This is a genomic window from Streptomyces sp. NPDC058291 (assembly GCF_042880855.1).
Lineage (GTDB): Bacteria > Actinomycetota > Actinomycetes > Streptomycetales > Streptomycetaceae > Streptomyces.
This window is the reverse complement of the sequence record NZ_JBHVYK010000003.1, coordinates 118344-133366: the sequence shown is the minus strand read 5'-3', so window position 1 is coordinate 133366 and position 15023 is coordinate 118344. Positions and strand designations below refer to the sequence as shown.

12 protein-coding genes and 2 pseudogenes are annotated in these 15023 nt (G+C 70.8%); 7 read left to right on the top strand and 7 right to left on the bottom strand.

Going from position 1 to position 15023, the window contains the following annotated elements:
• Positions 1–34 precede the first annotated feature (34 nt).
• Positions 35–301 (top strand): annotated as a pseudogene (locus tag ACFVYK_RS02795) (ornithine decarboxylase); the annotation flags it as partial.
• A gap of 386 nt (positions 302–687) precedes the next feature.
• On the opposite strand, the gene ACFVYK_RS02790 reads toward ACFVYK_RS02795, so the two are convergent.
• Entirely contained in the window at positions 688–2112 is a 1425-nt protein-coding gene (locus ACFVYK_RS02790) for a non-reducing end alpha-L-arabinofuranosidase family hydrolase (protein WP_389767741.1), read from the bottom strand.
• A gap of 663 nt (positions 2113–2775) precedes the next feature.
• On the opposite strand from ACFVYK_RS02790, the gene ACFVYK_RS02785 reads away from it, so the two are divergent.
• The 3 genes from ACFVYK_RS02785 to ACFVYK_RS02775 all read left to right on the top strand — a co-directional run bounded on the left by ACFVYK_RS02785 (position 2776) and on the right by ACFVYK_RS02775 (position 5765).
• Positions 2776–3207, top strand: coding sequence for a cupin domain-containing protein (locus ACFVYK_RS02785; RefSeq protein WP_389767739.1), 432 nt, complete (start codon positions 2776–2778; stop codon positions 3205–3207).
• 156 nt (positions 3208–3363) lie between these two features.
• Positions 3364–3921, top strand: a complete 558-nt coding sequence (locus tag ACFVYK_RS02780) for a PadR family transcriptional regulator (RefSeq protein ID WP_389767737.1) — start codon at positions 3364–3366, stop codon at positions 3919–3921.
• Positions 3922–4040: 119 nt separating this feature from the next.
• The gene (locus tag ACFVYK_RS02775) at positions 4041–5765 is read left to right on the top strand and encodes an acyl-CoA dehydrogenase family protein (protein ID WP_389767735.1); all 1725 of its coding nucleotides are present in this window, start codon (positions 4041–4043) and stop codon (positions 5763–5765) included.
• A gap of 278 nt (positions 5766–6043) precedes the next feature.
• On the opposite strand, the gene ACFVYK_RS02770 is transcribed toward ACFVYK_RS02775, so the two are convergent.
• The 5 genes and pseudogenes from ACFVYK_RS02770 to ACFVYK_RS02750 form a co-directional block, all read right to left on the bottom strand.
• Entirely contained in the window at positions 6044–9067 is a 3024-nt protein-coding gene (locus tag ACFVYK_RS02770) for a glycoside hydrolase family 3 N-terminal domain-containing protein (protein WP_389767733.1), read from the bottom strand.
• Between the two features lie 237 nt (positions 9068–9304).
• Positions 9305–9731: pseudogene (locus tag ACFVYK_RS02765) on the bottom strand (Hsp20/alpha crystallin family protein).
• Positions 9728–9970, bottom strand: coding sequence for an acyl carrier protein (locus tag ACFVYK_RS02760; RefSeq protein WP_389767731.1), 243 nt, complete (start codon positions 9968–9970; stop codon positions 9728–9730). Before ACFVYK_RS02760 ends, ACFVYK_RS02765 begins: the two are co-directional and overlap by 4 nt.
• A 141-nt stretch (positions 9971–10111) precedes the next feature.
• The gene (locus ACFVYK_RS02755) at positions 10112–10384 is read right to left on the bottom strand and encodes a DUF3253 domain-containing protein (protein WP_389767729.1); all 273 of its coding nucleotides are present in this window, start codon (positions 10382–10384) and stop codon (positions 10112–10114) included.
• Between the two features lie 18 nt (positions 10385–10402).
• A complete protein-coding gene (locus ACFVYK_RS02750; RefSeq protein WP_389767727.1) occupies positions 10403–10588 on the bottom strand; it encodes a hypothetical protein in 186 nt (61 codons plus the stop codon).
• Positions 10589–11030: 442 nt separating this feature from the next.
• Between ACFVYK_RS02750 and ACFVYK_RS02745 the strand changes: the two genes are divergently transcribed.
• Positions 11031–11357, top strand: coding sequence for a plasmid stabilization protein (locus ACFVYK_RS02745; protein WP_389767725.1), 327 nt, complete (start codon positions 11031–11033; stop codon positions 11355–11357).
• Between the two features lie 323 nt (positions 11358–11680).
• Here the strand turns inward: ACFVYK_RS02745 and ACFVYK_RS02740 are convergent, their stop codons facing one another.
• Complete coding sequence (locus ACFVYK_RS02740) at positions 11681–12307, bottom strand: TetR/AcrR family transcriptional regulator (protein ID WP_389767723.1); 627 nt, start codon at positions 12305–12307, stop codon at positions 11681–11683.
• Positions 12308–12403: 96 nt separating this feature from the next.
• On the opposite strand from ACFVYK_RS02740, the gene ACFVYK_RS02735 reads away from it, so the two are divergent.
• Positions 12404–13057: a CatB-related O-acetyltransferase gene (locus tag ACFVYK_RS02735; RefSeq protein ID WP_389767721.1), complete on the top strand. Its 654-nt coding sequence runs from the start codon at positions 12404–12406 to the stop codon at positions 13055–13057.
• Positions 13058–13186: 129 nt separating this feature from the next.
• Positions 13187–14872 carry a ribonuclease J gene (locus ACFVYK_RS02730; protein WP_389767719.1) on the top strand — a complete coding sequence of 562 codons (1686 nt, stop codon included), beginning with the start codon at positions 13187–13189 and terminating at the stop codon, positions 14870–14872.
• Positions 14873–15023 lie beyond the last annotated feature (151 nt).

Sequence of the window (15023 nt, the reverse complement as noted above, 5' to 3'; positions counted from 1 at the left end):
GACTGCGTCGCGGCAGCTCAGGAGGAGGCAACTGATGGATCACTCCCGCGTTCCCGTGCCGGAGGCACTGGAGGAGTTCCGGCGTCGCGGTGACGTGGTGTCCGGGCCGCCCGGTCACCAACAGTGCCTGGGAGCCGACCCGCGGGTCCTCGACCTCGTCGGCGAGGAGGTCTTCGCATCCGACGTGCTGTCGCTCAACGGCCTCGACGACCGCCGCGAGTCACAAGGCGTCCTCGCCCAGGCCGAAGAACTGATGGCCGACGCCGGCGGCGCCGATCCGGCGTTCTTCTCCACGTGCGGCGTCGACGAGCCGGAAACTCGACTCGCCGGTGGGGTACCGGCCGCGTGGCGCGGGGAGCGTGAGCGTCCGGCCCTTCGCACGAGCCGCCGGCGCGGACCGATCCGCCCCGGCGTGTGCGGCGGACACGGCCGAAGCCGGGACCCCGGCAGTGACGGCGAGACCGGAGACGAGGGCCCCGGCCAGAGAAGCGTCAACGAGACGAGAACTGCGCACAGAAGGCTCCATCAGGTGCGGCGCCGCAGCGTTCGGACCCATCGACCGTCGCAACGCACCTGCCTGTGCGCCACCGTGCCACCCGGCGTCTCCTCCTTCGGGTAAGCCCTGCCTGCCCCTCGTCGGAACGGAACCCCGGCCGATGACGGCCGGGGTTCCGCGAGGGGAGGGCGTCAGCGCTTCAGGGTGAGGACGCCCGGCCGCCACGGCAGTTGGTCGTAGGGACCGCTCGCGGTGGGGGACTTGCCCTGGTAGAGGAGCTGCAGATTGCAGGGGTCGACGGTCATGGTCTGGTCAGGGTTGTTGCGGACCAGGTCACCGTGGCTGATGTCGTTGGTCCAGGTGGCGCCGCTGTTGGCCTTCCCCGCGAAGGGGTTGCTCTCGCTGGCGGCCTGCGGGGTCCACGAACCGCTCAGACTGGAGGCCGTGAACGAGCGGAAGTAGCGCTGCTCGCCGGCGCCCCGAGCCTCGACGATCATGAGGTACTGGTTCTGGCCCTGGACCTTGTAGACCTGCGGCGCTTCGAAGAGGTTCTTCACCGTGTCGCTCATGACCGTCGTGTACGACGAGCCGAAGTTGCCCGGGAAGTTGCCGATCGGCATGCTCGCCCGGTAGATGCTGCCGTTGTCACCGGCGAAGAACAGGTACATGTTCCGGTCGTCGGCGATCAGGGTCTGGTCGATCGGGGCGGCGTTGGGGATGCCGCCGGTGAACAGCGGCTGCGGCGCGGACCAGCCGTTGGGGTTGGTGGGGTCGCTGGAGGTGCGGTAGATGAAGGGCCAAGCGCCCCACTGGTACGCCAGCACCCAGATGTTCTTGGGCGCGAAGTAGAACAGGGTGGGCGCCACCGTGGACTGGCTCATCCCGGTCTGGCCGGCCGATGCCATGTCCGACCAATTGGTGAAAGGCTTGAACGCCATCGAGCCGTACGACGATCCCGACACGTTCGACGCGTAGACCACGTGCTTGCCGTTGTACGTCACGTTGGTGAAGTCCTTCAGCGCGGCCCAGCCGTTCGCCGGCTGCGCCAGCGCACCCGTCGACGTCCAGTGGTAGGTCGACGGAAGGGAACACGATCCGCCCGGCGGGGTCGACGTGCCGGACAGGCCGGTCCACTTCTGGTTGCCGGCGCCGCTGCACGTCCAGATCTGCACCGCCGTGCCGTTGGCCGAACCGGAACCCGCGACGTCCAGACACAACCCGGACTCCACGCCGACGATCGTGCCGTCGGCATTCACCCGCCACTGCTGGTTCGCACCGCCGCTACAGGCCCAGATCTGCACCCGGGTACCGGCCGCGGTGGCGTGACCCGGAACGTCCAGGCACTTGTTGCCGTACACCGTCAACTGGTTGCTGTCGGTCAGCGTCCACTGCTGGTTGGTCCCGCCCGAGCAGTCATAGATCTGCAGGTAAGCGCCGTCGGTCTGGGCGGCGTTCGGCACGTCGAGGCACCGGCCGGACCCGACGCCGCGCAGGGCTCCGCTGGTGGCCGCCTGAGCCGGGTTGGCGACGAGCGTCGCCGCCAACGCGACCAGGATCGCCGCCAGGGCTGCGAACACCACGGACAGATGCCTGCGACTGGAACTTCGTCTGCGCATAGGGACCTCGTCGTCCTTGAGTAAGCGGTTCCGGTCGCACGTCGGCGACCCTGGCGAGTTCGGCATATCGAACGGCAATCGACTACTCGAGCAATCTGGATGATAGGGAACGAGTGAACGGCGTCAATAGTTGTCGCATGATTCGCTGACCACACCGAAACATTCGCCCGCCAGGTGGCGGATAATCCGCAGGTCAAGCCGATGGAACGGCCCGACCGTGCGGGTGAACGATGCTCGGCTACCGGAACTGCGCCGACTTCGCAGACGTAGCGGCCGATACCACCGCGCCTCAGGTGCCCGCGGCAGCCGCTACTTTCCGAACAGTTACCGAAATTTCGAACCTGTTCAGGCAGGTCCACCCCACCCCGGGCGGCGTCCGGCCCGGGGACGGGTGGTGCCGTGGACGGGTGGCGCCGTGGACGGGTGGCGCCGTGGACGGGTGGCGCCGTGGATGGGTGGCGCCGTGGACGGGTGGCGCCGTGGACGGCTCTACACCCTGTAGATCTTCCAGTCGGTGACGTCGGAGTCGCCGCGGTTGTAGCACGCGTTGATGCGCACGTCGTACTTGCTCCCCGAGGCGGGCGACGTATGTCGACGACCGCGAGCACGGGGAGCCCTACAGGGGGTGCCCCCCAAGGGGGTCATGCGTCAGCATGTCTGCTCATGAGTGAGATCTCCGAGCTGGTGGCACATCTTGGACTGGAGCCGCATGTCGAGGGCGGGTGGTTTCGCCAGACGTGGCGGACCGGGCCGACGGCCGTTCCCGACGGGTACGCCGGGCCACGCCCCTTCGCCACCGGCATCTACTTCCTCCTCCACCCCGGCGAGGTGTCCCGCTGGCACCGGGTGCGTTCGGACGAACTGTGGCTGTGGCACCGGGGCGGCGCGCTGACACTGCGGCTCGGTGGCAGCGGAGCCGCTCCGCAGGAAGCGGCCACCACTGTGCTGGGGCCCGACGTCGAGCGTGGCCGGCAGCCGCAGTCTCTCGTTCCGGCCGGGGTCTGGCAGACCGCGCAACCAGCCGGTGACGAGCCGGTCCTGGTGTCCTGCATCGTCGCTCCGGGGTTCGAGTACGAGGACTTCGAGATGCTGTGACATCGCGCGGAACGCGGCGCGCCGGCGTGGACGTCGTCGTCTTCGGAACCGGCCTCCCGGGGAGTTGGGCGGTGAGCTGCGCGACCGGAATCGGGTGAGCCGTGTCTCACGGCTGCGGCGTTGCTATGCAACGAGGTGCATAGGAGGATCGTGGGCATGGCGCTCGAGCACGCGATCCTCGTCTCCCTGCTGGAGAAGCCGGGCTCCGGCTATGAGCTGGCCCGGCGGTTCGAGCGGTCCATCGGCTACTTCTGGACCGCCACCCACCAGCAGATCTACCGCGTGCTCAAGCGCATGGCGAGCGACGGCTGGGTCGACGTCCGGGACGTCCCGCAGTCCGGGCGTCCTGACAAGAAGGAGTACTCCGTCGCCGGGCCGGGGCGGGCCGCGCTCTCCGCATGGCTCCACGAGGCGACCGAGCCCGAGAGCGTGCGGCACGACCTGGCGGTCAAGGTCCGGGGCGCCGCCTTCGATGATCCGGCCGCCCTGATCACTGAGGTCGAGCGGCACCGGCGGGCCCACACGGACCGCCTGGCCCACTACCTCGCGGGCGAGGTCCGCGATTTCGGGGAGCCCGCGGCGGACGGTCCGCTCGACGCCGAGCGCGAGCTCCAGCACGTCGTGCTGCGTGGCGGCATCGCGTACGAGCGAATGATGATCGCCTGGCTCGACGACGTCCTCGCCACGCTCGCCGGATTCGGCAGCGGTCGCTGACCGGCCGGGCAGGCCCCCGGATCCGCGTCCACGCGTGTCCGGTGTCCGAGCAGGCGCCGGCATCTGTACCCGTTCCCCCTTCCACCCCTTCCACCCCTCCCAGCCGAAAGGCGGCCCCCATGGCCGACACGCTGCTCTTCAACCCGCGCACGTACGACCCCGCGCACTTCGACCCGGAGACCCGCAGGTTGCTGCGCGCCACCGTCGACTGGTTCGAGGAGCGGGGCAGGCGGCGGCTGATCGAGGACTACCGCACCCGCGCCTGGCTCGGCGACTTCCTCGCCTTCGCCGCCAAGGAGGGGCTCTTCGCGACCTTCCTCACGGTCTCCTCGGCCGCCGCAGAGGGCGAGGACGACAAGCGCTGGGACACCGCGCGCATAGCCGCCCTCAACGAGATCCTCGGCTTCTACGGCCTGGACTACTGGTACGCGTGGCAGGTCACCATCCTCGGCCTCGGCCCCGTCTGGCAGAGCGACAACCCCGCCGCCCGCGCCCGTGCGGCGGAACTGCTCGACCAGGGCGAGGTGTTCGGCTTCGGCCTGTCCGAGAAGGCGCACGGCGCCGACATCTACTCCACCGACATGCTCCTGGAGCCCGACGGCGCGGGCGGCTTCCGGGCCACCGGCTCCAAGTACTACATCGGCAACGGCAACGCCGCCGGGCTCGTCTCCGTCTTCGGCCGCCGCACCGACGTCGAGGGCCCCGACGGGTACGTCTTCTTCGCCGCCGACAGCCGGCACCCGGCCTACCACCTGGTCAAGAACGTCGTCGACTCGTCGAAGTACGTCAGCGAGTTCCGCCTGGAGGACTATCCCGTAACCCCGGAGGACGTGCTGCACACCGGCCGCGCCGCCTTCGACGCCGCCCTCAACACGGTCAACGTGGGCAAGTTCAACCTGTGCACCGCCTCCATCGGCATCTGCGAGCACGCGATGTACGAGGCCGTCACCCATGCGCACAACCGCATCCTCTACGGCCGTCCGGTCACCGTCTTCCCGCACGTGCGGCGCGAGTTGACCGACGCCTACGTCCGGCTCGTCGGCATGAAGCTGTTCAGCGACCGCGCCGTCGACTACTTCCGCACCGCGGGCCCCGACGACCGCCGCTACCTCCTCTTCAACCCGATGACGAAGATGAAGGTGACCACCGAGGGCGAGAAGGTCATCGACCTGATGTGGGACGTCATCGCCGCCAAGGGCTTCGAGAAGGACAACTACTTCGCCCAGGCCGCCGTCGAGATCCGCAGCCTGCCGAAGCTGGAGGGCACGGTCCACGTCAACCTGGCGCTGATCCTCAAGTTCATGCGCAACCACCTCCTCGACCCGGTCGCGTACGAGCCCGTCGCGCCCCGCATCGAAGCGGCCGACGACGTCTTCCTCTTCCGCCAGGGCCCGGCCCGCGGCCTCGGCTCGGTGCGCTTCCACGACTGGCGGCCGGCCTTCGACGCGTACGCCCACCTGTCCAACGTGGCCCGGTTCCGGGAACAGGCCGACGCGCTCTGCGACTTCGTGCTCACGGCCGCGCCCGACGAGGAGCAGAGCCGGGACCTCGACCTGCTCCTCGCCGTCGGCCAGCTCTTCGCGCTCGTCGTCCACGGGCAGCTGGTTTTGGAGCAGGCCGCCCTCGCGGGCCTCGACGAGGACGTCCTCGACGAGCTGTTCGCCGTCCTCGTGCGGGACTTCTCCGCGCACGCCGTCGAGCTGCACGGCAAGGACTCCGCGACCGAGGAGCAGCAGGTCTGGGCGCTCGGCGCGGTCCGGCGTCCGGTCGTCGACGGGGCGCGTTCGGAGCGCGTCTGGCAGCGCGTCGAGGCTCTGTCGGGGGTGTACGAGATGATGCCGTGAGGCCTCATCACGCCCTCGGGCTCCCGTGTGGGGTCCGCGGGACGCCGCCCACGACCGGCTGACCGGCCCGGATCGCCCGCCGGGCAGGCGCCTTCGCGGCCCGGAGACGCCACCGTCTGCGTCTGCGTCTGCGTCTGCGCCTGCGTCTGCTGCGATCTGTCGGACGCATCGCGGCAGCGGTCAGCGATGGAGTGGGAGGCTGCGGGTCCGTACGGCGCCCCTGTCCGAGGCGATACGGCCCGAAGCCTCCCACGACCGGTCGTGCGGACGGCGGTTTCTCAGGCGGCCCGGTAGGCCTCGGCCAGCTTGCGGACGGCCTCGGCGTACCGTCCGGTGAGCGAGAGGTGATCGGCGTCGGCGAACGGTTTCGCGACCGCCGCCGTGACGTCCGCGCCCACCTTCTGCTGGACGATCAGCCGAGCCCGGGCGACGAGCGCGCGGCCGGCCCGGTCGGATCCCGCCCGTTCGGCCGCCGCGGCCGCGACGCCGAGCGCGCGCAGGGTGGCCGCCCCGCCCGTCGGCGTCTTGGCCAGGGTCGTCAGGCCCCAGCCGTACGGGAACTGCGGATCGTACGACGTGTCGCCGACGTTGATCGGCAGCTGGGCCTCGGACCGGGGCCAGGTCACCGGGAGCCGGCCGGTGAAGGGCCGTTTCCCGTACAGCACGTCGGCCACGCCGTCGCCCTCCGTGCCCGGCAGCCAGGACGCCACCAGGGCGTCGATCGCGCCGAGCCGGTCGCCGACCAGCAGGGGGCGTCCGGAGACGATGAGCACCGCGCACTTCATGGCCGCGCACACCCGGTCGACGGCGGCGCGGTCGGCGGCTGACAGCTGGAGCGAGTGCCCGTTGCCGACGTCCCCCACCCCTTCCGCGTACGGGGTCTCGCCGACGACGACCACGCCGACGTCGTAGCCGGCCGTGGGTGCGGAGGCGTCCTTGGAGTAGGTGACGTCACCATCCTCGCGCATCGCGTCGAGGATCGTGGTGCCCTGCGTGTGGGTGCCGGAGGCGCCCTGCCAGGTGACCGTCCAGCCGCCGGTCTGGTTGCCGAGGTCGTCGGCGTTGGACCCGGCGACGTAGACCTTCTGCGTCTTCCTCAACGGGAGCACCCCGCCGCTGTTCTTCAGCAGGACCTGCGACTGGGCGGCCGCCTGGCGGGCGACGGCCCGGTGCGCTGCGCCGCCGATCTTCGAGGCGTTGTCCGTCCGCGCGTAGGGGTGCTCGAACAGTCCCAGCCGGAACTTCTGCGTGAGGATGCGCGAGACGGCGTCGTCGATCCGCTTCCGGCTCACCTGCCCGGCGTTCACCTGGCCGATCAAGGTGGAGGCGAAGTCCTGGTAGCCGTACGGGACCATCATCATGTCGACGCCCGCGTTCACCGCCGTGCGGACGCGGGACGGATAGTCGCCGGGGAGCTGGTCGACGGCGTTCCAGTCGCTGATGACGAACCCGTCGAAGCCCATGCGTCCCTTCAGCACGCCGTTGATCATGTCGGCACGGGCGTGCATCTTCACCGGGCCCTGTCCGTCGCCGAGGACGTCGAGCGAGGAGTACGACGGCATGACGGTGCCGATGCCCCGGTCCACGGCGGTGCGGTACGGCGCCAGGTGGACGGCCTCCAGCTGCTGCCGGGTGACCTTGGTGACGCCCTGGTCGATGGTGTACGTGCCCGTCGTGGACGAGCCGTACTCGGTGCCGCCGTCGCCGACGAAGTGCTTGGCGGTGGCGAGGACCTTGTCGTCGTTCTTCAGGTCCCGTCCGTCGGCGCGGCCCTGAAGCCCCTGGATGACGGTCTCCATGGACTCGACGAGGGCCGGGTCCTCGCCGAAGGACTCGTAGGAGCGGCCCCAGCGTTCGTCGCGCGAGACGCAGACGCAGGGGGCGAAGTCCCACGGGACGCCCGTGGCACGGACCTCACTGGCCGTCACCGCGCCCGTGCGCTGGGCGAGTTGGGGATCACGGGTCGCGCCGATGCCGATGTTGTGCGGCATGATCGTGGCGCCGACCAGGTTGTTGTGGCCGTGCACGGCGTCGACGCCGTAGATCAGCGGTATCTGCAACCGCGTGGCCAGCGCGCGGAGCTGGAAGCCGTCGATCATCTCGGCCCAGGCTTCGGGGGTGTTGGGCGTGGGCGTCGAGCCGCCGCCGGAGAGCAGCGAGCCGAGCTGGTACGCGGTGACGTCGGCCCCCTCCCCCACGGCCCCGCGCTCCGCCTGGGTCATCTGCCCCGCCTTCTCCTCCAGGGACATGCGGGACAGGAGGTCGGCGACCCGCTTGCGCACCGGCGACCTGGCGTCCAGATAGGGCAGTCCGTTGGCGTCGACGACGACCTGCGGCGTCTCGGCGGGGGCCTTGGCGCCGGTGACCGTGAGCTGCAGCGGGACGGTCTCGGCCGGCTCGCCGGTCGTGTCCCGGAGGGTGCGGACCTTGACGGTGCGGGTCGCGCCCGAGGCCGTTCCGGCCGGGAAGGTGAGCGTTCCGGTGACGGGCGTGTAGTCCCGGCCGGGGTCGGCGGTGCCGCCGGTGGTCGCGTAGGCGACGGTCACCGGCTCGTCGAGGGGGGCGGAGCCGGTGGTGGCGACGGTGACCGAGACGGTGGCCGTGCCGCCCTCGCGGACCGGGTAGACGGCGGCGTCGGTGGTCACCTTCGCCCGCAGCGCCTGGTCGGCCCTGCCGTACAGCTCGACGTCGTCCATGGCGAAACGGCCCTTGACGCCGACGGGGAGCGTGACGGCGTACCCCCACATCCCAGTGAGCCCGAGGACGTGGTCGATGCCACCGACGGGCTGGTAGTCCGTTCGGTAGGCGAAGCCGGTGAAGGGGAGTTCGACCTGTTTCCAGCCGGTGAAGTCGTCGGTGAACGACGTCGTCCACAGCTCGGAGGCCTCGCCGTTCGCGCCGCCGTCCTTGATCTCGAAGGGGATCTTCTTGCCGGAGTCCTGGCCCTCCCACCACAGGCGGATGCCGCGGCGGGCGGACCAGTCGTGGGCGGGCCGGTCGGCCGCGAAGTCGTGCGTGAAGCCGCCGTAGCCGCTGATGTCGTAGGCGCCGGTGAGCACCTTCTCGCCCTCGGGGGCGTCGGCGCGGGCGGTCAGCTGCAGGGCGGGCGGGTCGTCGCCGTCTCCGCCCCAGGTGAAAATGCCCTCGGCGGGCTGGGAGGCGAAGGGGACCTCCCCCTCGAAACGGTCGACGGGAACGGGCGCGGGGTCGTCGGCGGCCTGGGACGCCGTCGGCGTCAGCACGGCGGCGAGCAGGGCGGTGGAGAGCAGGGTCGTGGAGAGGAGCAGAGCGGTTCTCGGCATGGACCTTCCCTCGGCTCACATAGGTCACTCAGCACTTACTTCACGCCGTGAGTTAACTGACGGACCGCGCGCCCGTCAAGACGTCACGCCAGAGCGCCCGGAGGAGATCGGGCGTGAGGAGAGCCCGCACAGCATCCGGTCCCTTTCCGGCGGAGCTCCTCGCCGCGGCCGGCGTCAGGTGAGCGAGATCGGGATTCAGCCGCGGCTCCGGGCTACCGCCCGACCGGGAGCAGGGATTCAGCCGCTGATCTCCTTGCTGGAGTCGCCGCCGCCGATGGCGATCTTGCGAGGCTTGGCCTGCTCGGCGACCGGGATGCGCAACCGCGGCACACCGGCCTCCTAGGCGGCGTCGACGCGTTCGGTGTCCAGGGTCTCGCCGAGGAGGAGCTGACGGCTGAAGGAGCCGGTGGGCCGCTCCGCGATCACGATCTCGCTGTCCGGGTCGGCGCTCGGACGGCGTTCCGCCCTGACCGTCAGCACGTTGCGCTCGGCGTCCGGGTCGATCGACTCAGGGGCCACGCCCGGAAGATCCAGCTCGACGACGAGGGTCTCACCGTCGGAACGCGTCCATCGGCATGGCCATGACCCGACTCAAGGCTGGGCGGGCCGCCGGCGCGCCGCCGCCCCCTCGGGGAGCGCCGCCGAGGGGGCGGTGGTCACTCAGTCGGCGGCCGGGCCGGCGTGCTCCGTGCCGGACAGCTCGGCCAGGAACCGGTGACACCGGGCCGCACGTTCCGAGTCCTGCTCCATGACGTTGCGGAAGAACTCGGCGATCTCCTTCTTACCGGCGTTCTCCGCGTCGCGGACGTACTGGCCGTAGTCGTGCCCGGCCTTCAACGAGTGGTACTGCACCGACACGAGGTCGTACATGACGTCGCTGAATCCCGTTTCTCCTGTTGCCATGGCTCCTCCTGGTGCGAAAAGCGAGACAACCACCGGGTATCACGGCGTCGGCGCCTGAAACGAACCGTCTCGGGTTCCGTCAGGCCACCGCGCCACCGCGAGCCGCCCACAGTCGGCCGAGTTCCGCGGACAGGCGCTCCGTCAGCGGACGCGACGGATACGGATCGGACCCCGGGCCGTCGTCGGCTCGACGGGGCGGCCGGCCTGAGTGATCTCCACCTCGCCGGCCGCGACCAGGCGGCGAGCCGCGCGGCGAGCGGGCTCCATGAGCTCGCGCCAACCGTCGTCGTCCCCCTCGTACGCCGCCCGCGCGGCGTCCGAGGGACAGATCGTCCTGCCGGGGCCGCGGCGCTCCAGCAACTCAAGGATCACCCGCTCCAAGCGCCGGCCCGTCTGCCGCTCGCTCTCGCTCACCAGGCCAGTATCGCCCGGTCAGGCCGCTGGTTCGGGAAGTTCGCCGGGCCGGACGGGCACGATCTCGACGCGGGTGCAGCCGGTCTCCTTCAGCGCCTTACGCCGGCGCTTGGCGGCGGGTTTGTCGTATCTGCCGGCGGAGGCCTGCGGCACGCCGTCGCGGTCGGTCCAGACCAGACCGTACTGGAGCGTCGCGGTAGTCATGGCGTTCATCCTCCCTGGCGGCACCGGTCCGTCGGTGCGTCGTGCGGGCCGTTCGTGGTCCGTTTGATCCAGCAGCTTCACACGGCCAGGCGAAACGCAAAAGAGCACCCCTGTACCCGTCGTGGCCTCGACGCGTTCGAAGGCTCCCGTTGTGCTGCGGGCGGGGGCGGCGGTGTCGCGGCGGTCATCGCTGCATCCCCGTCCGTGACCCTTGCACGGGCGGCGTTCTTTCGACCTCGCTGGACGTGTCTCACCGCAGGCGCGCGGTGAGCGTTCCCTCATCCGTTCGGTGGCCGTCTGCTCGCAGACCCCGGCGCCCCCGCTTCAGATGGGACCGACGCGGCTGACATCCGAGTGAGGATCGTCGGACGGCGGGTACGCAGGAAGTCAACCGGAAAGCCGGCGCGGCGGGACGGCCGCGCCCAGCTGAAAGGAGAACGACATGCCACAGGGCTCCAACGCGAAGCGTGAGCGTCAGTACGAGCACATCAAGGAGGGCGCCGAGAAGCGCGGTGCCGGCAAGGGCCGGGCGAAGGAGATCGCGGCCCGCACGGTGAACAAGGAACGTGCGCGCTCCGGCGAGTCGAAGACGGCGAGCAAGACGTCCACCCAGGACCCGAAGTCCGCTCCGCAGCGCGGCGGTGAACGGTCGCACCGCGGCGCTCAGGGACCGACGAAGGACCAGCTCTACGCGGAGGCGAAGAAGCGCGGCATCGACGGCCGTTCGTCGATGAGCAAGAAGGAACTGGCCAACGCCCTGGGGCGCTGACCGGGCGAGGCCGGCCGGAGGTTGGCTGCGCGGTGCCGCGCGGACTCCGGCGCGCGTTTCCCCTGCGCCGGCCGCCGGCCGACTGGGGCCCCGGTCGACCGGCCCGGCTGTCTTTCCCTGCACGCTCGTGCCGCCTCCCGGCCGCCGGCCCGCCCCACTCACCCCTGCCCCGACGTCGGCCACCGTCTCCGGGGACTCCTGTCTGCGGGGACTCCGCGCCCCCCGGTCCGAGCCCAGCGGCGCGGAGCGGATGCCCCCGCAGCCGCCGGCGGCCGGGTCGGGACGTGCCCGGGCAGTGGCCGCGTCCGCGGAAGGGCCCTCGATCACACGCTCTCGTCCCGGCGGACGGAGAAGGCGCCCGCGCGCAGCGCCAGGACGGCCGCTTCCGCGGCTCGTTCGGGGAGTCGCGGGTCCGGATCGAGCCGCAGGAGCACCAGTTGGTGGTAGAGCGGCGCCGTGGCGGCGATCAGGAGGCTTCGCGCGTCCGTGTGCTGTGAGGGCGCCTCACCGCGCTCGACGGCGCGCTCGACGAGGATCTCGCACTGGGCGTACCGGTGTGTCCACAGCCGGGTCTGCGCCTGTGCGGCCCGCTCCGAGTGGAACGAGGCGGCCATCAGCGCGACCGCGACAGACGGCTGGACCAGCAGGGACTCCTGGATCTCCTGGTTGAGGGCCGTCAGGTCGCCGCGGAGCGAGCCGGTGTCCGGCGGCTGCCAGTCCATCTCGCCGGCCGCGTCGATCACGTCGACGAGCAGGCCGCCGACATCGCGCCAGCGCCGGTACACCGTGGCGCGATGCACTCCGGCCCGTGTCGCGACACCCTCCATCGTGAGTCCCTCATGACCGCGTTCAGCCAGTTCGGCGCGTACCGCGTCGAGGACCTGGGCGCGGATGCGGGCGGTGCGACCGCCCGGACGGCGGTCCGCCGTGGTGTCCGGTTCGTCTGTCATCGGCCATGAGTATCCGGTTGATCAAGGCGGCAAGCCGTGCCAGCATCTTAACGCGACAGTTGTCGCCCTAGGGCCCAGAGAGGAACCGCCTCCGCGATGCCGCCCGTTCCCGCTGACCCCACCGTGCTCCACCCGATGCCCGAGCACCCGCGCGTGGTTCTGCTCAAGCCGTTGGTGACGTCGCCGCTGATCGAGGTCGGCGACTTCTCCTACTACGACGATCCCGACGACCCGACCGCGTTCGAGACGCGCAACGTCCTGTACCACTACGGGCCCGAGCGGCTGGTCATCGGCAAGTACTGCGCGCTGGGGACGGGCGCCCGGTTCATCATGAACGGCGCCAACCACCGCATGGACGGCCCTTCCACTTTCCCCTTCCCCACCATGGGCGGCTCCTGGGCGGAGCACTTCGACCTGATCACCGACCTGCCCGGCCGGGGCGACACGGTCGTCGGCAACGACGTCTGGTTCGGCCACGGCGCCACGGTCATGCCCGGCGTACGCATCGGTCACGGCGCGATCATCGCCGCCGGCGCCGTGGTCACCGCCGACGTCCCCGACTACGGCATCGTCGGCGGCAACCCCGCCCGGCTGATCCGCACCCGCTACGACGCGGCGGACGTCGCCCGGCTCCTCGCCGTCGCGTGGTGGGACTGGCCCGTGCAGCACATCACCCGGCATGTACGGACGATCATGTCGGGGACCGTGTCCGACCTGGAGGAGGCCGCCGCGCGGGCCGGCCGGTCCTGACGCCACGCCCTCGCCGCACCGCCCGGGCCGTCCGTCGGGGTGATCCGGTCGTCGCGGCGTCCACGGCCGAAACCCCGTTCCGCCGGGCCAATGGATCAACCCGTCCCGCTCTCCGGTACCGTCAGGGGTATGAGCCATCCGCACCCCGACCTCAAACCCGCCCCGCCCCTTCCCGCTGGAGGGTTGCGGGTCGTCGCCCTGGGCGGCCTGGGTGAGATCGGCCGCAACATGACCGTCTTCGAGTACGCAGGCAAACTGCTCGTCGTCGACTGCGGCGTGCTGTTCCCGGAGGAGACCCAGCCCGGCGTGGACGTGATCCTGCCGGACTTCACCTCGATCCGGGACCGTCTGGACGACGTCGTGGCCGTGGTGCTCACCCACGGGCACGAGGACCACATCGGCGGCGTGCCGTACCTGCTGCGCGAGCGGCGCGACATCCCCGTCGTCGGCTCCAAGCTGACGCTGGCGTTCCTGGAGGCCAAGCTCAAGGAACACGGCATCCGGCCGCGCACGGTGCGGGTACGCGAGGGCGACCGGCGCAGCTTCGGCCCCTTCGACTGCGAGTTCGTGGCGGTCAACCACTCCATCCCGGACAGTCTCGCGGTCGCGATCCGCACCGGCGCCGGCATGGTGCTGCACACCGGCGACTTCAAGATGGACCAGTTCCCCCTCGACGAGCGCATCACCGACCTGCGCGCCTTCGCCCGCCTCGGCGAGGAGGGCGTGGACCTGTTCCTCACCGACTCCACCAACGCCGAGGTCCCCGGCTTCACCACCTCCGAGCGTGAGCTGAACCCGGCGATCGAGCAGGTGATGCGCACCGCGCCGCGCCGGGTCATCGTCTCCAGCTTCGCCAGCCATGTGCACCGCATCCAGCAGGTCCTGGACGCCGCCCACCAGCACGGCCGCAAGGTCGCCTTCGTCGGCCGGTCGATGGTCCGCAACATGGGCATCGCCCGCGACCTGGGCTATCTCAAGGTCCCCTCCGGTCTGGTCGTGAACACCAAGGAGCTGGAGAAGCTCCCCGACCACAAGATCACACTGGTGTGCACCGGCTCGCAGGGCGAACCGATGGCCGCGCTGTCGCGGATGGCCAACCGCGACCACATGATCCGCATCGGCAAGGGCGACACCGTCCTGCTCGCCAGCTCCCTCATCCCCGGCAACGAGAACGCCATCTACCGGGTGATCAACGGGCTGACCCGATGGGGCGCCCATGTGGTCCACAAGGGCAACGCCAAGGTGCACGTCTCGGGTCACGCCAGCGCCGGCGAACTCGTCTACTGCTACAACATCGTCAAGCCCCGCAACGTCATGCCCGTCCACGGTGAATGGCGCCACCTGCGGGCCAACGGCGACCTCGCCATCCGTACCGGTGTCGACCCCGAGCGGGTCGTGATCGCCGAGGACGGCGTCGTCGTCGACCTCGTCGACGGGCGCGCGTCCATCACCGGCAAGGTCCCGGCCGGCTACGTCTATGTGGACGGCATGGAAGTCGGCGGCGCCACGGAGGCCTCCCTCAAGGACCGCCTCACCCTCGCCGCCGAGGGCGTGGTCACGGTGGTGGCGATCGTCGACGCGGACACCGGCGCCCTCGCCGAGGCCCCCGACTTCCTGGCCCGTGGCTTCGTCCACGACGACGCGACCTTCGAGTCGGTCATCCCCGTCATCGAGAAGACCCTGGCCACGGCGGCGCAGGAAGGGGTCGGGGACGCGCACCAACTCGAACAACTCCTCGCCCGAGCCGTCGCGAACTGGGCGTTCCGCACTCACCGCCGCAGGCCTCTCATCATCCCCGTCATCATCGACGCCTGACCCAGGGTCCCGCGGCACGCCCCCGGTTGCGGTCAGGGCCTGCGCCCACCGGATCGCTCGCCGAGGGGGCGCCGTCGGGGGGCGGTGCACCCCCCGCCCGGGGCCGGCACACCAGACCCGGGGGGGGGGGGCCGGCCGGGGGGGGGGCGGT